Source organism: Thermococcus sp. P6 (genome assembly GCF_002214525.1).
GTDB lineage: Archaea > Methanobacteriota_B > Thermococci > Thermococcales > Thermococcaceae > Thermococcus.
This window is the reverse complement of record NZ_CP015104.1, coordinates 1,490,587-1,509,212: the sequence shown is the minus strand read 5'-3', so window position 1 is coordinate 1,509,212 and position 18,626 is coordinate 1,490,587. Positions and strand designations below refer to the sequence as shown.

Here is an 18,626-nt window from a genome sequence, read left to right as displayed (position 1 = left end):
GCCTCTCCAGTTCCCTTAGGAGGATCCTCCATTCCCTCCCCCGGCTCTGGGGGCTGTTCGGGTAATTCGGGTAAAAAAGAGAGGTCATAGTTTTCGGGCGACCAGCAGGCCGGCTCCGAGGATCAAGAGGCCTCCAAGCACGTAGGCGGTTGTGGGAGACAGGGAGAGTCCCTTTGTGGCTTCCTTTTTCTGGATTTCTTCGTTTTGATTTCCTCCCTTTATCCGGGGATCCAGCGAGTACCTTCTGCCGCTCAGGTCAGTCAGCGATACGGGAATAACCCCGCTATCCCCTGCATGGACCTCAACTCTGGTTTTGTAATCCCTGAAACCCTCTTTCTTGAAGACCAGCTCGTGCGTTCCTGGGGTGAGGGTTACGTTGCAGGGGGTGGTGCAGTTCAAGGGCTTTCCGTCGACGAAAAGCTCCGCTCCTTCGGGCACCGAAACCACGCGGAACCTTGGATATGGTAGCAGGGTCACGTTCAGGGTTACGCGCTCACCAGGTGAGAGCACCACGCTCTTGCTCCACTTCACGAAGCCCATGGCACGTCCCTCAACCCCGTGCTCCCCTGGAGTGAGGTTCAAAGTACAACCGCCCCTGCAAACTGGATTCCCATCCACGTAAACCTCCACCTCTTTCGGATGAGTCTCAATAATGAGCGTCGCGTTCTCGGGTGTCGGAGTTACGAAGGTTTCGTTTCCTATGTTCCCTTCTTCATTCTCATTATTCTGCGGCGTTCCTCCGTGGGTTTCGTTCATCCCGTTGGGAAGGTTCCTGTATTCGGGGGGTATCCCGTAAACGACTCTGAGGTTTACGGCATCCAGAATCCGGGTGAAGTTGACGCTTATTCTGATTCTCTTTTCTGGGGAGGGTTTCACTATGAAGCTCACGCGGGGGGCGAGGCCGTTGAAGGAGGTGATGTTCGAGGTAATCGTTATAGGGTACTCTTCGATCGGTTTTACCTCGAAATCCACCCGATTTCCTGTGAAATCAAAGCCGTACCCATGGACGCTCTCGTTGATGACGGGTAACGAGAGGGTTAGGGGTGTTCTCAGCACCATGAGACTCGCCCCGAAGATCAAAATCGCAGAATCCGGGGGGTCCGAGTCCACGTCGGCCATCATGTACTTCGGAACATAGCTGGTCCAGTTGAGCCGGTGCCCCACTACCCCGCAGCTGTCATCGTGAACCTTAATCTCATCCACCTCATATTCATTGCATACCTTGAAGGGCGTGTTGTTGAACAGCAAGAAGTAGCCGGGTTCGCCAGAAACTTTCGCGACTTCAAAGGGTGGTCCATTGCCCTTAACCGGTCCGTACGTTGCCACACCACATTCCGGTACCCACTGGGATCCCGGAAGTTTCGGTGGGAGGGTAACAGATTCTCCGAACTCCAGTTCAGAGGGGTTAGCGCCGTCGGATATGATTGCCTTCATAAGCTCCTCTTCATCCAGCTTAACTATCGTGGTAAGCCCTTCTTTTACCCGAACTGGAATCTTTACTTCCATCCCGTTTACCCTTATTACCGCTGTGTAGTTCTCACCATCCTTCGAAGCCGGAAGCTCCACCCACGCCGGCGCCGTGAAGTTCAGCCCCCTCTCCGGGATGAGGACGCTTGAGTTGGAATCCACGATGAGTATTCCATAATCGCCCTTTGAAACTGCACCAGCACCACCGGCCACGATGGACAGCAGGAACATTGCCCCTATCAGGATCGCACCCTCTTTCATCTCCATCACCTCACAGTGGGAAAGCTCCCTCAATCAGTGGAAGAACCTCCCCCGGGTTGCCCGAAGCCTGAACCCTTCCTGCGGCTATGAAGACCGCGTAATCCGCGATATCCAAGAAGGGACGCCAGATGTGGGAGATAACGACAAGGTTAAGGCCTTCCTCGCGCTTCCACCGAATAATCTCAACGACGTTCTTCATGCCCTCGAGGTCGAGGTTCGCCAGCGGCTCGTCGAGGAAAACCAACTCGGGGTTTCCAACGAATGCCTGGACCAAGCTAACCCTCTTTCTCATCCCCGCAGAGTAATCCCTCATCCTCTTGTCTATGAACCCTTTGACCCCAAAGGTCTCCGCGGCCTCCGTGACGTCCCGTCCGTTCCCGCCCCTCGCCCTGGATATGTACTCCAGCCACTCCCTCCCGGTTCTCAATGGGGGTAGCGCAGGCGGATCAAAGGAGACCCCCAGCAACTTCTTTATCTCCTCGTCCCTCCAGGGATCCCTCCCCAGAACCTCGATGGTTCCAGCACTGGCCCTATATGCTCCGGTCGCTATCTTCAGAAATGTCGATTTCCCGCCCCCGTTGGGGCCCACTATCACCGTCAGACCGCCCGGGATCTCGAGATCAATGGAATCGAGGGCGACGACGCTACCGAAGCGCTTGGTGAGGTTTCGGGCTTTCACTATCATTTTCTCACCCCCGGCCATATCAGGACGGCGAGAAGGAAGGCTACCGTCCCTCCGCTTACGTACTCTGTCCTGAGCACCCGCTCCGAGGGATAGGCGGATATCGTTCTTATAGCTATCCGGGCCGTGCCGTTCCCGCGATAGACGAAGTAGTACGTCCCGGAATCGGGAAGCTCAACCTCCCGGTACATGTTTCCCATCGCGGTGAGGTTGGCTATGAATCTCCCCCTCGTTCCGTCGAAGATCAGAATGCCGTACCTCCCACTGTTATCCGTCACGACGCTCACCGCCACCCTCCTGGCGGTGGAAACGAATATCGATGTGGAAGAGCCGTTGCCACTTAGGAAGCCGGAAGCTGTTGAATTCATCTCCTGCTGATGAGGAACGAAGAACGGGCCGACGGTGAAGAGGAAGAGTCCGAGCAGGAAAAAGAGGGTGAATCGTTTCATCTGGCGTCCCTCCTCTCGCTGATGATTATCGAGGCGGCCAGCAGTGCCGAGGGGACGAAGAACCCAACTCCGACGACACTCGCGTAGGGGCTGCCCCCGTACCCCATTCCGTAGGCGACCGCCGTCAGGTACGAGGACATTGCCCCGGAGATGTTGAAGGGCGGGAGACTCGATATCCTGAGGATAACCGGGACATAGAGTATGGCCAGACCGCCCAGTATCGCGGCGAAGGAGTTGGGCGAGAGCACCGCCACGAAAAGTGAAACCGAGACGGTGTAAAAGACCGCCATCAGAAGGAACGTGAGGACGTTGATCCAGACACCGTCCCCAAGTATCCCGGTAAGGAGGGATGGGGAGCCCGAGAGGACGTATCCGAGGGCCAGGAAATAGGGGAGCACGAAGGACAGGAGTGCCAGCAGGAAGGTCGAGGCGAACTTAACGGTGAAGAGCTTCCACTTCCTCATGGGGAGGGAGTAAACAGTTAGGGCGGCGAGAGAATCGATCTCACCCTTTATGGAGAGGCTTGAGAGCATTACTGCGACGAAGACCAGAATGCTGTAGGCCTCCTGTGAGACAGTAGGAAGGGCGAGTTTTGGAATCATGATGGCGTAATGAGTGGCCGATTCTGGATTGAAGGGATCGAGCATCCCCACCGCGCTCATCTTCAGGACATCCCTCATGAATGCAAGTCCGGCCATCAAAAACCCGAACAGGAAAACTGTGAGTGTCAGCGGGTCGTTCAGTTCCCATTTCAGCTGAGTTTTAAGCGTGCCCATTCTTCCACCACCTCCATCCTGCCGAAACCAGTAGAGCCAGTGTTCCCGAGTAGAGGTAATACCTCCAGGGGCTGTCCGGGAATGAGTTTCTGTTTTCGTCCGGAAACTGGATATTGGTATCGTACAGCTTGATGCCATCGGGCCAGATCCCCTCCCCGGATTTTCCACGGATCCTCCGATCGATGCCGTCGATGTAGAAGACCCCTATGGCCATCAGCTCCGTGGAATGCACAAAGGACCCCGCTATCATAACTCCTGTGAGGAAGTCGTAGGTGTACTCCTCACTCCCACCGCCGGACATGGACCAGTTTCTGCCGGCGTCGCTGAAGTAGAACCTTCCGCTCTTTACTCCTATCCGCGGCGGCCTGAAGGGGCGGTAGTAGGTCAGAACCGTGCCGTTACCGTAGGCGCTATAGGTGACGTTCCCGACAGTGACATTGACATCATCTGAGAGACCCTCCAGCCTGAACAGAAACTCTCCGGGCTTTGGAGGATTCGACGGGTCCACGAAGAGGGTGGCCTTCCCGATAGGCGTTCCGTTCTCGTAGTAGGTCATGTCCGTGAGATTCAGCCTCAGCACCCTCCACACGGTCAGGTTTGGAATTATGTGGTGGTAGTTGCCCTCTATCGTGGCGTTCACGAAGGTCGCGCTGGCGTTGATAAAAGCCATATCCCCCTGAATTTTTAGAACCCTGAAACCCATGAAGATGTCCGTGCAGTCCCCAATCACGAAGGGGAAGCCAACCGTCTTCCAGGGTGAATCGTTGGTCAGATAGCTTAGAACCCTCTCCCGAACCGCAGGGGAAAGCCGTTCTGGATATAGTTTGAAGAAGTAAAGGTCCTTCACCTGGCTCGGCCCGCCAGGAGGTTCAAGGAGCGCATACTTGGCGTAGGTCCCCTCTTTGAGCCATGGCAGGGTGGCACCAGCAGCAGGGACCAGCAGGAGAAAAATAAAAAGAAGAGGCGGTACTAACTGTTTTAGCCTTCTCATGGATTTTCACCGGTATTGACTGGAGTTGGTGCAGGAGTTGCATAGATAACCGCATTCGCCCATCCTGTTTCCCCGTTAACCCTTTGATATTCAAATCTTGTGTATGCGATAACTGGTGTCTGGTCCGTATAAGGACCCATAATAATGTGTGTTCCTTTATTTATAGATACTGCAGCAACGTGTTCTACCGTGTTGGTTTCGATGGTAGCCTTTCCATCACAGATCCTGACGTACCCTCGGACCCCTGCCCAGTACCACTCGCCATTGTTCCATTCCTTATCATCAACATCATGCTTGTACATCCTCCAGCATCCGGCAGGGGCACTGCCTGAGGAGGTTGCCACCACGAGGTTTCCGATAACGTATCCAAGGATACTTACCATCAATAGAGCGCTGATAGTCTTCTTCAAATAACCACCTCCATAAAGTTATTCTTAAATTTATTTTTGAAGTTATTTTTATAAACTTTTCTATGTTAGTAATTATAGAATTGTGGAAGAAAAATAAAACGGTATCGGGTTAGTTTTATCCCGGGGTTTTGATGGCCTCCATCTTCGCCACTTGAGTTTATGGTGGAGAATTTTAGCCCCTTTGGTCCCTCAACGAACTCAGGAATTTCAGGGTATTCCCGAAGTCATTCAAGGGCTCCATAGAAACACTCAGGCCTAATTCTCAAGGCGTAGAATCCGTAGAATAAAGATCATCCAAAAAAAAAAGGGAAGGGGCCTCATTTCGTGGCCCTCGTTATCCCAACGTCCCTCACGAGAACGTAGGGCGTCGTTACAGGCGTGTTCACTTCCCACCAGTGGACGTGATGGCTCTCCTTCGTCAGGGCGGTTATCCCCTGAAGGATTCTCTGGAGGTTGTCGCTGACGCGTATGTTCCTTATCGGCTTCAGCTCGCCCCTCTCCACGAGGAATATCCCGTCCCTCGGAATGGTCGAGAAGTCTCCGGTAACGTAGTTCTGGAAGCGGGTGTACCAGACGTTGGTGATGTATATGCCCTTCTTCACGCCCTCGAAGAGCTCCTCCCGGGTGTGGTCACCGGGCTCGAGGTAGATGTTCCACGCGTGGGGCATTATGAGGCCCGCGTTCGCCGTGGTCTGCTTTTTGTACTTCCTCGCCATGCTCGTGTTCAGGAGGTAGGTTTTGAGCTCTCCCTTCTCGATGATGGTGGTTTCCCTCGTGGGCACGCCCTCGTCGTCGAACTTCCTCGTTCCGTAGCCGTTGGGCATGTTGCCGATGTCCTTTATCGTGACTCCCTCCGCGGCGACCTTCTGGTTGAGCTTGTTAACAAGGAAGCTGAAGCCAGCTTCAACGGCATAGGCGGAGGTCATGAAGCTCATGTAGCTCAGAAGGTTCGCAAAGGCCAGCGGGTCGAAGATCACGTCAAACCTTCCCTCCGGCCCCTGCTCGGGGTTCCGGGCGAGTTTGGCTATCTCACCGGCCTTCCTTCCCGCTCCCTCTGGATCGAAACCCCTGAGAATTCTCGATGAGCTCGTCCCGTGCCCGCTCTCGAGGTCGCCGACGAAGGCGCGGACGCTTATCTCTATCCCCGTTCCCTCGTCGAAGGCCTCGACGCCGTTGCTCGTGGTCAGGTAAAGCCTGTTGTGGTCGGTGTAGAGCACACCCGCCACCCTCCTGGCCCCCTCCTCGAGGGCCGAGTTTATAGCCACCTCCACGTACTCGTTCGGCTCGTCCAGCTCCACTATGGCCTTATCGAAGGTCTCGGGAATGTCCCTGTATTCAAAGGGACCCTCGGCTATCCCGTAGTAGTCCTCCTTGGGCGCCATGCCCTTCATGTTGCTCAGCAGGGTCTCGAGGGTGCGTTCTATGTTCTCCTCGCTCAGCTCGGTGATGCTCGTTCCGGCGACGCGCTTCCCAAGCTCGACGAAGAGATCCACCTTTCTGGAATGCCAGTTCTTGGCAACGGTTATCTCGTTGTTGGCAAAGCGGACCTGCCTCCGCTCGGTCTCGTGGGACAGGACGACAACATCGCCAAAACCCAGCTCCTTCGCCTTCTTAAGGATGAACTCGTTAACGTCGAACATCTTCACCACCTCACGGCCTCCTGAGGGGTATCCCCCTGAGTCTCGCCGGTGCCCCGCCCATCCAGACGGGAACGCCCTGACCGGGTTCGCCCTTGCCGCAGGTTCCGGGGTAGAACTCCACCTCCTTCCCAACGGCATCGACGCTGCTCCACAGTCCCCTCGTGGTTATCTCGAGGATCGGTCTCCTCACCGGGTGCTTTATCTCGCCGTTCTCGATGAGGTAGGCCTCCCTTCCTATGTAGCGCTGCTGATACCTGCGGTCGTCGATGTTCCACTCGTTGAAGGAGACCATGTAGACGCCGAGCTTCACGTCCTCGATCAGCTCCTCGAAGGAGTGGTCCCCGGGTGCGAGGTAGGTGTTGGCCATCCTGACTATGGGCTCGCGGTTGTAGTTTATCGCCCTCGCCGAGGCATTGGAGTGCAACCCGAGCTTCGCGGCGTACTCCCTGTTGGTGAGGAACTCGGTGATTATCCCGTTCCTGATGAGGTACCTCGGGCGGGCTTTGACGCCTTCATCATCGTAGAGGTAGAAACCCCAGCTGTTCGGTATCGTCGGGTCTTCAATCACCGTAACGGCATCGCTACCTATCCTCTCCCCGAGCATGTCCGGCTTTACGAAGCTCTCCCCTGCCTGAGCGGCCTCCCTGCCGAAGATCCTGTCGGCTTCGTAGGGGTGCCCAACGCTCTCATGAACCGCTATGCCCGCCACCTCCGGGCTTATGACCACGTCAACCTTTCCCTCGGGTGGCTTCTTCCCCTCGTAGATCAGCCTTTTCAGGGCCTGAACGTCCTTTACGGCCCACTTCCACGGCTCGTCCTTCTCTATGAGCTCCAGCCCACCGGAGAAGGCCCTCTGGACGAAGGGAGCCTGCTCCATCTGGCCGTTCTCGAAGACGACGAGGTTGTAGGTTACCGAAACCCTCGGGATCTTGCTCTCTATGAAGGCACCGTCGCTGTGGAGTATCTTCTTCTCCCACACCATGTCAGAGTAACTCAGATAGCGCATGGGCACGTTTACCCCGGTTTCTTTGACGTCCTCCTCGATCTTCTTGAGGAGTTCAAGCTTCTCCTCCGGCGAGAAGTCGCGGAAGTCCTTCCTCATCCTGACCTTGTACTTGACGGAATGAAAGTACTCATCGGAGAAGACTATGGGCTCTTTCCTTACCTTCGATGCCGCCTTTGCGAGCTTAACCGCCTTTTTAACGGCAGTGGCAACGTTTTCGGTCGTTAGAACGTTCGTGCTTGCGAAACCCATTCCTCCCTCAACGAGAACCCTTATTCCAATGCCCTTATCGGCCGTTACGCTCAGCCCCTCGGGGTTGCCGTTCTTCATCGTCAGAGAAGTGCCCTTCTTCTCCTCAAACCGGGCCTCCGCGTAGGAAGCGCCCAGCTCGAGGGCCTTTTCCACCGCAAACTCCAGAAGCTCCATGTGTACCACCTCGGTTTTCTGCGTACCAATGTAAGCATGAAAGTATAAAAGTCTTTTCGTTAAGATAGCTATCGAAAGGAAGCGCTTGAGGCCAGAGGGGGACAAAAGGATAGGCTTTCAGGGACCACTTTAAGGGCCTCTCACGGGCGACGGGGATTCCTGAGGGGTTGACAGGACCGATGATTCAAACCACTGAAAAGTTGTCGCCAAATGAGACCACGTGGAAATATTATCTGCGGTTCAGGCTGATTACGTTTCAAGCTTTTCAAGGGCCTCCCTGACAGCCTCCCGATCTTTCAGCAGATAAGCCTTATGCCTGCGTGTGTTATAGACGAGTTCCAGAATACCATCAAGGTACAGCCTGCTTAGAACTTGCGGTGGCACCCTAACATCACTCCATTCAAAACCCAAGTCGAAATACTCGCTGTCCTTATTCTCTTCTTCCCACTCAAGCATGCTCCTGAAATATTCTGCATATTTGGGCTTCTTCTTAATCAGTTTGAGTATCTTGCCGACCATTCCTTCGGCTTCTTCTACTTCTTCCTCTTTCTTCTCCTTCAGCTCGCCGTAGGCACGGCTTATCTCGTCACTCCAGTAGCTTGGCAGCGGAATGTCGTGCGGGAACATGCCCTCGTAGTTCTTACCGTAAATGTAGGCCTTCTTCTTGGCTTCGGGCAGTAGCTTCATGTACCTGCCGACCACCTCGCCGTCCCTGACCACATTGTATTCTTTGATGTATGGGCTAAACGCCTCCTTGGCCCGGTTGGTTATAAACCTAACTTCCTGACGTTCGAACCTTTCCTGCATCAACTCTGGGGCCCTGAATATCAGAGCGTCAACCTCAGCCACGACGTTCTTGTCGAGCCTGAAGCTCTGCTGGGTTTCTATGATTATGTCCACGTTCTTGTGGCGGCTTACGGTTATGAGTTTATCTATCTCGATGTTCTGGTCGTTCATGCTTCTCCTTGCGTGGAGGTAGAAGTGGGCCTCGTGGAGGAGGACGACGCTGTTGTCGGGGAAGTAGAGCTCATCGAGCGGTTTTATCCATGAGGGCAGGAGGTGTCTTTTGTGGGCTGGGAAGCCTATTATGTAGGCTGGTTTTCTCTTTCCCTGTTCGCCGAAGTATTCGAGGAGGTAGTGGCCGAGGGCTGTTTTCCCGGCTCCTCTCATGCCCAGAATCAAAACCACAAAGGGCTCTGGAAGGATATCCTTCCAATCCAGTTCCTGTGCATCCATGCTGGCGATGGTCATACCCCCACCCGGGCGCGGGATACGATTTCGGACTATTTAACCCTGACGTTGAAAAAGTTATCCGCCCGGGCAAAGTCTCAAAACTTCTCCTCGCATTCGCAGGGCTTCTTACCGCAGTAGGGACAGACGCCGGGATACTTCTTTCTGGCGGCCTCTTCGAGGTCTATCCCGAGAAGGTTCGCCAGACTCGCGAGCCATGCCAGAACGTCCGCGAATTCCTCCTCCATGGCATCTCTGTTGCCCTTTCTTACAGCCTCGCTCAGCTCCCCCACTTCCTCGACGAACCATAAGAACGTCCTTTCGATGCCCCTTCTGGAGTCCTTGTGGAAGTAGATCTCCCTGATCATTTCCTGAAACTCCCGGATCTCCATGGTACCACCCGGGAAAAGGAAAGATCAGGGGGCTTAAAAATCAACCGCCATCTCGATGAGCTTCCTCATGTGGATCTCAGCGGTATCGAAGACCTCGACGGAGACATCACCGCTCTTTATCGCCAGAGGAAGCTCGGTGCAGCCGAGTACCACGCCCTCAACCCCGTGCTCTTCCACGTATCTCTCAATCAGACCAACCAGGTAGGGTTTGCTCTTCAGGTTCTCAAAAGCGAGCTCCTCGAAGATTACCCTGTCAATCTCGTCAATCTCCTCCTTTGAAGGCGTCACAACCTCAAAACCCGCTTCCTTCAGGGCGTTCCTGTAGAAGTCAGCCGTCATGGTCGTCTTTGTGCCGAGCAGGAGAACCCTTTTAACGCCCCTTCTTTTCAGCTCCTCGATGAGGGCATCTATTATGCTCACCATAGGGACTTTTAGAGATGCCTGAACTTCCGGAAAAACGATGTGCGGTGTGTTCGCGGAGAGTGCGATGATGTCAGCTCCAGCACGTTCAAGGGCCTTTGCGGCCTTTATGAGCATCTCCTTCCTCCCTTCCCAGCCCCTCGGGTTATTCTTGAACTCCCCGAAGTTTATGGAGTAAATCAAGAGCTCCGGAAAGGTGAAGGGCCCGAACTTTTCCCTGCTTATCTCGATGTATTTCCTGTAGTAATAACACGTCGATTCGGGCGTCGTTCCGCCGATTATGCCTATCTTCCTCATGCCACCACCGGGTCTCTCTGGGAGAAGGCTCTTATCAGGTTTTCGGGGTTACAAAAGTTGGGGCGATCCGGATGTTTATCCCTTTTCCGGGATTTTTCACAAAGACGTCTTTACGATGTACCTTGGAGCTGGAGTTTATATCCTTTCCTCCACCAAACCAATGAAGTTATCGACGGGAAGAGGGCAAAGCTACCCCTTTTTCACGGTGACTATAACATCATGACCTTTAAGCTCCTCGCAGGTCTTCCCGCAATACCTGTAGTACTCGTCATAGTAGGCCTGCAGATCCTTCTCATCGGTCTTTTTCATTGAGATAACCCTTCTGTTGATAAGGTCAAACTCAACTATGTAGGGTTCGCCCCCCTCGTAATATGTTGAATTATTCCGGATTACCCATTTCCCTCCGATCCAGACTATGGCCTTGGCCCTTGTGTAGGTGATGTTCGGTGGATCCCCCCTATACCAAGAGATAACCTTTGGGCCAACCTCGAACTTCTTTCCTTCCCTGATAAGCTCCCTGCCCTGCGGGGAATCGACGAGAATATCTTGGAGGCTGTCCGGAACTGGTATTATCGTACTGGGTCCGGTTTCTTCCCGGTTCTCACCAAAATGATGGTAGGCCAACGCAGATAAGAGAAGTAGAGATAGAGAGAGCAAAACCACCGGAAGCTTTCGGTTCATACGGTTCCCCCACACTGTTCCTGTAATTGTTCCTAGAGTTAATAACCCTAATACCATACTAAATATTTTCTTCCACATCGTGTGATTTTCTACAATTATGCATTGTTATATTAAACTTCAATGTTTATAAATATTTCTACAGGCATATCCTTTCTGGATTGCTACGGTGGCGAAAGACAGACAGAGACCATAGAATCACGATAGAGCATTGATGATAAAAGCCCTCACTTCGCCATTTCCTTCACGTGGACGTCGAGCTGCGGGAACGGGATCTCTATTCCTTCCCTCGTGTAGAGCTCGTAGATTCCCTTCGTCAGATCGCCCTTGACCGCCCAGTAGTCCTCCGTCTTCGCCCACGCCCTCAGCTGGAGGTTTATCGAGGAATCGGCCAATGCTGTTATGACAACGCCGGGTTCAGGCTCGTCGAGAACCTTTGGATGGTTCTTCATCAGGTCCATCGCCAGCTTTATGGCCCTGTCGAGGTCAGTCCCGTAGGCGACGCCCACGTCAACGTCAACCCTTCTGGTCGGCATTCTTGTGTAGTTCGTGATGACGCTTCCCCACACGAGCTTGTTGGGTATGGTTATCAGCGTGTTATCCGGGGTCATCAGCTCGGTGCTCATTATTCCAACGGCGTTTACCTTTCCGGTCTTTCCGGCGACTTCAACAACCTCGCCCACATCTATGGGCCTTAACGCGGCGATCCAGACGCCAGCGGCGAGGTTCGTCAGGGTGTCCTGCAGGCCAAAGCCCAGAATCAGGCCTATGACGGCCGAGAGCCCCAGCACCACCGAGCCGGTCTGGATCCCCAGTGCCCTCACGGCGAGCAGAAGCACCGCCACGTAGAGGAGCGCGCTCAGGAACCTTGCCAGGAACTCAACGACGAGTTCGGGGAGCCTTGTTTTCTTAAGGCCCTTCCTGAAGATGCTTACCACCATCTTCGCTACGATGTAACCCACCACGAGGATTACCAACGCGTATATCAGCTGGATGGGAGTAATCCCCACGTAGGGCAGTGGCTCCTTAAGGGCCACCATCGAGATCACCTCCGCAATGTTTTCCCATTATATTCCGGGTCAAAGTATAAAAATTTTTGTCAAAGAAGTTACTTCCGGAATTTTTTGTCAAAGAAGTTATTTCCGGTTCATATTCTCCTGGCTATCTCGTCCCAGATTTTTTCGGCGAGCTCGCGCTTTTCCATCCTCGGCAGTTTCCTGACGAAGTCCTTCCCCACAATAACAACCTCGTTCTCCCCGCTCCCGAAGGCCTCGAGGGTGTTGGCCACGACGAGGTCGCTTCCCACCCGTTCGATCTGCTCCCTCGCGGCCCTTACGAGCTCTTCTCCGTCCCTGCTCTCGGCCTTGAAGCCCACCAGAAAGACATCTGGTTGGAGCTCCTTCACACGCTCTATTATCTTCGGCGTTGGCTCGAGCTCGAGACTCAGGGGCCTTCCGCTCTTTATCTTCGCCTTCGCCTTCTCCCTGACCCGGAAGTCGCTAACGGCGGCGGCGAGGACAACGACGTCGTACTTCTTCGCCTTCAGTTCACCTTCTATGGCCCGGAGCATTTCCTCCACGGTCTCGACCTCGATCTGGTTCTCGACGAAGCTTGGAACGCTTCCCTTCGTTCTGATGAGCGTGACCTCCGCCCCCCTGAAGTCGGCCTCCTCTGCAAGCGCCACCCCCATCCTGCCGCTGCTCGCGTTGGTTATGTAGCGTATCGGGTCTATGTACTCCCTCGTCGCCCCGGCCGTGACGAGAACGCGCTTTCCCTCGAGCGTTTTCGGGTGGAGCTTCCTTATAACGCGGTAGACTATCTCCTCGATCGTCGCAACTTTCGCCTTTCCCTCCTCAAGCCTCGGGGCGATGAACTCAACGCCGAGTTCCCTGAGCTTCTCGATGTTCCTGAGCACTATGGGATGTCTGTACATGCTCGAGTGCATCGCGGGGGCGATCATAATCGGTATGTGGGAGAAGGCCGTCGTTACAACCGTCGTGACGGGCGTGTCGTCTATGCCGCACGCGATCTTTGATATCGTGTTGGCAGTGGCCGGACAGACCAGAACGAGGTGGGCGCTCCTCTCGTGCTCTCCGGCCAGTTCAACGTGCTCTATGAAGCCCGTAAGTTCTGTAACGACAGGATTTCCGGTTGCGAACTCCATGGCGTAGGGATGGATTATCTTTTGAGCGCTCTCGCTCATAACCGCATGAACCTCAGCACCGTGCCTTATCAGCTCGCGCGCGAGCCTGACGCACTCCACAGCGGCTATACTTCCCGGAATTGCCAGAACGATCTTCTTTCCGAGGAGTTTTTTGCTCTTGGTGGCGTGGATAAGCTTAACATGGTGAAGCATAAGGGCACCTCCGGAGGGGGTTGCACTAACTCATATATAACAATAACTCAAACCTCTTTAACATCCTCGAATTCCCTGACCTCCCTCTCCGGGCCCACCCACACGACTATCGTCGGTTCGACGGTCATCATGCCGTCCTTTATCATGGGCTTTACCTCTTTTATCGCCCTTTCGATCTTGTATCCCCTGTCAACGGCTTCCACCACGATTGGTAGGTCCGTTGAGAGTCTTATGACATCCGCCGAGTGAACCCTGCTCTTCTTTCCGAAACCGTAGATTCCGCGGTAAACGGTGGCCCCCGCGATTCCCATTTCCCTGAGTTTCTCCACTATCACCTTGTAGAGGGGCCTTCCGTTAACGTGGTCGTTCTCGCCGATGTAGATGCGGAGGCGAAGCGTGTTCCAGTGTTCCACCTCAACCACGGGATCACCTCCTTGCAAGGACAAACCCGAGGAATACTAAGCCTATGGTTATTATAACGTTTGCTGAGACGTTCAGAAGGGCCAGCAGGTACTCCCTTTCTCTGAGCATGGAGAAGGTCTCGTAGGAGAACGTCGAGAACGTGCTCAGTGCCCCGCAGAAGCCCGTTCCAAAGAACGCCCTCATGTTCGATGAGACCTCCCCGCCAAAGAAGAGAAGACCGTAGAGGTACCCCAAGAGCAGGCTCGCCGTGCTGTTCACAGCCAGGGTACCAACGGGAAAGTCTTTATAGAGAGGGAGGATACCGGATATTCCATAGCGTGCCAGCGCTCCCAGAGCCCCTCCCAGGGCGATTATAATCATTATCCTGACGTTCATTCTTCCCGCCCCCAGTTCCGAGATATTTATCCACTATCTCCTCAACCTCTCCGGTTATGGCAAAGCCGCCCAAAAAGCGGTTCTCGGATGCATAGCCCGTCAAGCGCATTGCAAGTATTCGATTCTACGTGTGGATATCGAGGAGCCTGTAGTTCATCGAAGCCTCCCTTGCCGAAAGCATGGCAACCTCTCTCTTGAGCCCCTCCACATCTCCCCCTTCCCGAAGGAACTCCAATGCCCTTTTAAAATATTTTTCATCCCCCTCCACTTTCACCCACCATCAACCGCCTGTTTTCTTCCCCCAATTTTTCAGTGGTTGCTAAAAGCGCTTCCTGATCCTTCAGTGCGCTCTGTATTTGGCTTCCATGATTGAGATACTCTTTAAAAGCCCATCCCTCATCCTGAGAAGTCCTGCAACCTCCTCCACATCATCACATCCTCATGTAGTAGCGTATAAGCTCTTCAATGTCCGAGTAGTCCCTCTCCCCCTTGTTGAGCATTCTCCTGAGGCGTTTATTCTCCGCTATCAATCCGGAAAGCTGTATCGCCAGATTCTGATTATCCTTTGCAATCTCAAAGGAGGAAAATTTGAGGGGAGCCCAGCTTCCTTCGATTTCGTAGAGCTCACGTTCAAGTCGCTTTATCTCTTCCATGAGCATTTCAACATCATGCTCCTCCCTCTTTGTTAGAAACTCGCCTTTTATGAGTATTCTGATAATTTCATCCACCCTGAAGCCATATTTATGTCCGATTAGCTCAATCCTTCTGAAAGTCCCATCATCGATGTTGAAAACGACCTTCCTCCATCCCCTCTTAGGTCTCACTATTATCCTCATTCCTCATCGCTTCCCTAAGCTTCCTGTTTTCCTCACTTATGTCTCTCCTTACCCGTATCAGGAGCTCTCTATCCCTTTTGGCCCTTTCGCTGAATTCCAGGAGCTCTTCATAATGACTCCTTACCTCCTCAAGCTTTCTCTCCAGCCGCCGCTTTTTTTCAAGTAGCATCTCTATCTGAAGCACCCTCAGGGTTTCCTCAAGCGCATTAAGCTTCTCAAAGTTTTTCTGAATCTCTCTTTTCCGCTTTCTGATTTTGTGAAATTCCCCGTTTTCAACCCTGATTTCAATCTCCAAAAATCCCACCCCTAAAGAGCCTTCTTTTTCTCTTTTTGTACACCTTATGGAGATTAGCCCCGATCAGGCTGCCTCTCAGTGCATATATCGCCAGGAGCGGTGCCTCCTCTTCTCTATCGGTTGGGCCCTCTTTTGAACGGTAGTCAAATTTTGAGATGAATTTCTCGAGATTTTCATCAATCGATTCAAGCTTTTCAATCTGTACCTCTTTCAGCCTCTTCGCTTTTGGAGGATCGTGCTCCCTCAGATATTCATAAAGCATCTCAAAGTGCTTTTTGCAGAGGAGTGCGCTGGAGTTTTTGTAAACCTCAAAGAGCTCGTCAAACCTGCTGGCAATGGATTCTATCGTGTTTCTTTCCTTTTCCCTGCCCAGAAGGCATAGAGGGCACTCATCTTCTTCTCCCACGTCCCCCTCCTTCAGAGAGGTTACGTAATGGGAGAGCACCCTCTCGTAGAGCATGCTCACTCCAAGGGGGCCGTATAGGGGATTTGAATATGCCACCTCCTTGAGTTTCCATGCATGATACGTGCAGAGCCCCATGCTCCTTTTAAAACTCTTATCAACCTCGGGATCGAGCACATGCTCGTAGAGAATTTCCTCTATGAGGTTGTTCTCATACTTCTCCAGAATCCTGCATACGGGGCACACACCCTCCTCAATGGCTTCCTTTAGGTATATTCCTATCAGATCCATGAAAAACCCTCAAACCAGCTCGCTCAGCGCCTTAAGGGCCCTGTACGTGTTCTGAAAGTTTGAGATTCCCATTTCAAGGGATCTCCTGAACCCTCCATTGGGATTCTGAAGGGCTCGTATAAAGTTGATATGCGCCTTTACGTAACGGGGTTTCTCCCCTATGAGACGCATACCACGGATGGCATAGAAAGTGGGCTCCAGATACGGGGGAAGGGAGTACGGAACTTCCGTAAAGCCTCCATACACCTCGCATCTCTTAAAATGCTGGGTCTTTAAGGCTTTGTATCCCAGTGCGTTCAACGAGAACAATGCCTGATACGTCATGGTGGTCGTTGGCTGTTTAAGCCCAAACCCATCCCCCCGTTTAAAGCCCATTACAAAGTCCCTGATTTTTTCCCTAACGTCCCCTTCGATTTTGTAGCCTATGGCATTAAATGCCCTCATAATCCAGTAGGTCGCCTCCAGCGGTGTTGACGTTCCGAACTCCTCGCTCCCGCCGAGGCCCACGGCGAACTTCCCGTTTAAAGGATCGTACTTCTCAGAAAGCAGTTCAATCTTCTCGAGGGCCAGATCCCCTGCACCCAGAATTCCAAGAGCTTCCATGCCCATTGCCAGTGCCACGGTAGCCTGCTGGGGTTTCAGGGAATCATGGAGAAATTCAATCGTCTTCTCCTTCTCCGGGACTTCCATCCCGAGGAGATCATAAATCCTGACGGCATAGTAAGTGTCGTTTATGTTCGTTTCGTCCAAAACGGAGACGAAGCAGTACCCGCCATCGTCGTGGCGTCTCTTCTCAACGTAACGGATAACGGAGTCGACGTTAACGAACCTTCCGATTTCGTAAAGCTTCGAGCCCATTTTAATCCCTCCGACCCATCCTTCCGGCCATTTGGTTACTGGCGAAAGAAAAGGCGTCATTAGCCTTCCCGGCGGTTCGGCTCGAAGCCCGGCGGACGCCATCGCCCGGGTTATACCTTCAGGGGGGGCACTTAAAACGTTTACGGCACAAAAATTTAATAGGGAAGAAGCCCCATCCCATCGTGATGGAATCATGGAGTTCATAGCCTTCACCTACACGGAAAACTTCACGGAGAACGGGCCGGTAAAAGAGGTCATCTTTGATGTATTCGAGATGGTTAACCATTTCTTTAAGGAGAACGACTTACCCATCAGGTTCGTTTACGTCGGAAAGATGAAGCTGGAGCCCGGTTACCTCATAACCATACGCACCCCGGAGGGAAACGTCAGGGCCTATCCCCTGGAGGTTCTCGTGGAAGTTCTTCACGCCAGACTCCTCAACAAGATAGAGAACACGGGCATAAGAATGAGCAGGATATTCGCCCTCACCGCCTTCCCCCTCGTCTCCCGCAACCCCTATTTCGACTTCTATGAGAAGTTCCTCGGAATACAGGAGACCATCCTGAAACTGAGGGTGATGCTCCTCTCGATAAAACCCTTCGAACCGCCGGGGCTTTCGGAACTCCTGAGGAGGGCCGGGAGCGGGAACCTATCCAAGGAAGAACGGGAACTTATGGGGCGGAAACTACGCCTTTTCAAGAACCGTCTCGTCAAGGGAGTTCTCCACGAGGTGGGCCACGGTTTCGGCCTGAGCCACTGCAACAACAACTGCGTCATGAACCCGCCGTCGAGCATGGAGGAATGGGACTCCCGGATGCTCGGTTACTGCGATTCGTGCTTCATCGACCTGAAGAGGGCCGTTGAGTGGTCCGGGAGGTAAGGCGGAGGTTTCAGGTAAACCTAACCCCCTGCCCTCGAGCGCCTTAGGATTTCCATGAAACGTTCCACTTCCTCCGCATTGCCCTCGACGATGATTCCCTATCTGGGCATGCCGTGAAAGGGCTCCGCTCTCCAGATCCTCAGGTTTACCCAGGCCCCGGAATTCTTCAGGATCTCCCTGATTTCGGGGGGATGGATCGCTGTGAGAAGTTCCTTCCTCATGGCGTCACTTCCTTCCGTGATTCTTCCACGAGCTTCCTTGCCGCTTCAAGCACCCTGGCGGCGTGCCCTTTTGCACGGACGTTGATCTTCTTCCACACAATCTTCCCCTCCGGGTTGAAGATGAAGGTGCTCCTTATCACCCCTTCGTACTCCTTTCCGTAACGCTTCTTCTTTCCCCACGCCCCGAGGGCCCTTATCAGCTCCGCCCCGGGATCACTGAGCAGCCGGACCTTCAGGTTGTGCTTCTCCTTGAACCTCCTGTGGCTTCTCAGGGAATCCTTCGAAACCCCCACGACCTCAAAGCCCAGCCTTCCGAACTCCGGGAGAAGCTCCGTGAATTCTCTGGCCTCGGTGGTGCAACCGGGCGTGTTGTCCTTTGAGTACACGTAGAGAACCGTCCACTTCCCGAGGATGACATCCCCGAGGCTTACCTCCCTTCCGTCTTCGTCAATAACCTTAACCTCCAGAGGGTTCACGGCCATCACCGAGATAGTTAGGTCGTCCTAATTAATAAACCTTTTGAGCGGAAAAGGTTATTTAGATTGAGCGAGTGCTACTTTTAGGTG

The 18,626-nt window shown here is 53.4% G+C and carries 23 protein-coding genes and 1 riboswitch; of the genes, 1 reads left to right on the top strand and 22 read right to left on the bottom strand.

The annotated features are described in order from the left end of the window. Window positions 1–84 precede the first annotated feature (84 nt). The 20 genes from A3L12_RS08165 to A3L12_RS08070 form a co-directional block, all read right to left on the bottom strand. Window positions 85–1,734: a PEGA domain-containing protein gene (locus A3L12_RS08165; protein ID WP_157726721.1), complete on the bottom strand. Its 1,650-nt coding sequence runs from the start codon at window positions 1,732–1,734 to the stop codon at window positions 85–87. A 4-nt stretch (window positions 1,735–1,738) separates the two neighbouring features. Further along, window positions 1,739–2,413, bottom strand: a complete 675-nt coding sequence (locus A3L12_RS08160; RefSeq protein ID WP_198300043.1) for an ABC transporter ATP-binding protein — start codon at window positions 2,411–2,413, stop codon at window positions 1,739–1,741. After that, complete coding sequence (locus A3L12_RS08155; protein WP_088883154.1) at window positions 2,410–2,859, bottom strand: hypothetical protein; 450 nt, start codon at window positions 2,857–2,859, stop codon at window positions 2,410–2,412. Before A3L12_RS08155 ends, A3L12_RS08160 begins: the two co-directional genes overlap by 4 nt. Then, entirely contained in the window at window positions 2,856–3,635 is a 780-nt protein-coding gene (locus A3L12_RS08150) for a hypothetical protein (RefSeq protein WP_088883153.1), read from the bottom strand. Before A3L12_RS08150 ends, A3L12_RS08155 begins: the two co-directional genes overlap by 4 nt. Continuing rightward, window positions 3,622–4,626 carry a hypothetical protein gene (locus tag A3L12_RS08145; protein WP_088883152.1) on the bottom strand — a complete coding sequence of 335 codons (1,005 nt, stop codon included), beginning with the start codon at window positions 4,624–4,626 and terminating at the stop codon, window positions 3,622–3,624. Before A3L12_RS08145 ends, A3L12_RS08150 begins: the two co-directional genes overlap by 14 nt. Further along, window positions 4,623–5,036: a hypothetical protein gene (locus A3L12_RS08140; RefSeq protein WP_088883151.1), complete on the bottom strand. Its 414-nt coding sequence runs from the start codon at window positions 5,034–5,036 to the stop codon at window positions 4,623–4,625. The genes A3L12_RS08145 and A3L12_RS08140 overlap by 4 nt, the downstream gene beginning before the upstream one ends. Before the next feature lie 317 nt (window positions 5,037–5,353). Then, window positions 5,354–6,676, bottom strand: coding sequence for a TldD/PmbA family protein (locus tag A3L12_RS08135; protein WP_088883150.1), 1,323 nt, complete (start codon window positions 6,674–6,676; stop codon window positions 5,354–5,356). 10 nt (window positions 6,677–6,686) lie between these two features. Continuing rightward, a complete protein-coding gene (locus A3L12_RS08130; protein WP_088883149.1) occupies window positions 6,687–8,105 on the bottom strand; it encodes a TldD/PmbA family protein in 1,419 nt (472 codons plus the stop codon). A gap of 249 nt (window positions 8,106–8,354) precedes the next feature. Then, window positions 8,355–9,356 carry a hypothetical protein gene (locus A3L12_RS08125; protein WP_088883148.1) on the bottom strand — a complete coding sequence of 334 codons (1,002 nt, stop codon included), beginning with the start codon at window positions 9,354–9,356 and terminating at the stop codon, window positions 8,355–8,357. A gap of 77 nt (window positions 9,357–9,433) precedes the next feature. Further along, entirely contained in the window at window positions 9,434–9,727 is a 294-nt protein-coding gene (locus A3L12_RS08120; RefSeq protein WP_088883147.1) for a MazG nucleotide pyrophosphohydrolase domain-containing protein, read from the bottom strand. Window positions 9,728–9,760: 33 nt separating this feature from the next. Beyond that, on the bottom strand, window positions 9,761–10,444 hold the full coding sequence (locus A3L12_RS08115) for an aspartate/glutamate racemase family protein (RefSeq protein WP_088883146.1): 684 nt from the start codon (window positions 10,442–10,444) through the stop codon (window positions 9,761–9,763). Window positions 10,445–10,633: 189 nt separating this feature from the next. Continuing rightward, window positions 10,634–11,203, bottom strand: a complete 570-nt coding sequence (locus A3L12_RS08110) for a hypothetical protein (protein WP_157726720.1) — start codon at window positions 11,201–11,203, stop codon at window positions 10,634–10,636. A gap of 146 nt (window positions 11,204–11,349) precedes the next feature. Then, window positions 11,350–12,162 carry a mechanosensitive ion channel family protein gene (locus A3L12_RS08105; protein ID WP_088883144.1) on the bottom strand — a complete coding sequence of 271 codons (813 nt, stop codon included), beginning with the start codon at window positions 12,160–12,162 and terminating at the stop codon, window positions 11,350–11,352. Window positions 12,163–12,269: 107 nt separating this feature from the next. Beyond that, on the bottom strand, window positions 12,270–13,478 hold the full coding sequence (gene coaBC / locus A3L12_RS08100) for a bifunctional phosphopantothenoylcysteine decarboxylase/phosphopantothenate--cysteine ligase CoaBC (protein WP_088883143.1): 1,209 nt from the start codon (window positions 13,476–13,478) through the stop codon (window positions 12,270–12,272). Window positions 13,479–13,525: 47 nt separating this feature from the next. Continuing rightward, window positions 13,526–13,900 (bottom strand): DUF190 domain-containing protein, encoded by a 375-nt coding sequence (locus tag A3L12_RS08095; RefSeq protein ID WP_088883142.1) that lies wholly within the window; start codon window positions 13,898–13,900, stop codon window positions 13,526–13,528. Window positions 13,901–13,904: 4 nt separating this feature from the next. Next, the gene (gene crcB / locus A3L12_RS08090; protein WP_088883141.1) at window positions 13,905–14,276 is read right to left on the bottom strand and encodes a fluoride efflux transporter CrcB; all 372 of its coding nucleotides are present in this window, start codon (window positions 14,274–14,276) and stop codon (window positions 13,905–13,907) included. Window positions 14,277–14,707: 431 nt separating this feature from the next. Then, window positions 14,708–15,112 (bottom strand): hypothetical protein, encoded by a 405-nt coding sequence (locus A3L12_RS08085; RefSeq protein ID WP_088883140.1) that lies wholly within the window; start codon window positions 15,110–15,112, stop codon window positions 14,708–14,710. Further along, on the bottom strand, window positions 15,090–15,407 hold the full coding sequence (locus A3L12_RS08080; protein WP_088883139.1) for a hypothetical protein: 318 nt from the start codon (window positions 15,405–15,407) through the stop codon (window positions 15,090–15,092). Before A3L12_RS08080 ends, A3L12_RS08085 begins: the two co-directional genes overlap by 23 nt. Then, a complete protein-coding gene (locus A3L12_RS08075; RefSeq protein ID WP_232462888.1) occupies window positions 15,397–16,101 on the bottom strand; it encodes a DUF6062 family protein in 705 nt (234 codons plus the stop codon). Before A3L12_RS08075 ends, A3L12_RS08080 begins: the two co-directional genes overlap by 11 nt. Window positions 16,102–16,110: 9 nt before the next feature. Beyond that, window positions 16,111–16,959: a prenyltransferase/squalene oxidase repeat-containing protein gene (locus A3L12_RS08070; RefSeq protein WP_088883138.1), complete on the bottom strand. Its 849-nt coding sequence runs from the start codon at window positions 16,957–16,959 to the stop codon at window positions 16,111–16,113. A 43-nt stretch (window positions 16,960–17,002) separates the two neighbouring features. Beyond that, window positions 17,003–17,074, bottom strand: a riboswitch (Fluoride riboswitch). 78 nt (window positions 17,075–17,152) lie between these two features. On the opposite strand from A3L12_RS08070, the gene A3L12_RS08065 reads away from it, so the two are divergent. Further along, a complete protein-coding gene (locus A3L12_RS08065; protein WP_088883137.1) occupies window positions 17,153–17,839 on the top strand; it encodes a peptidase M54 in 687 nt (228 codons plus the stop codon). A 98-nt stretch (window positions 17,840–17,937) separates the two neighbouring features. Here the strand turns inward: A3L12_RS08065 and A3L12_RS08465 are convergent, their stop codons facing one another. Both A3L12_RS08465 and A3L12_RS08060 read right to left on the bottom strand, forming a co-directional pair. Then, window positions 17,938–18,060, bottom strand: a complete 123-nt coding sequence (locus A3L12_RS08465; RefSeq protein WP_257788807.1) for a hypothetical protein — start codon at window positions 18,058–18,060, stop codon at window positions 17,938–17,940. After that, complete coding sequence (locus tag A3L12_RS08060; protein WP_088883136.1) at window positions 18,057–18,536, bottom strand: peroxiredoxin; 480 nt, start codon at window positions 18,534–18,536, stop codon at window positions 18,057–18,059. The genes A3L12_RS08465 and A3L12_RS08060 overlap by 4 nt, the downstream gene beginning before the upstream one ends. Window positions 18,537–18,626: the final 90 nt, after the last annotated feature.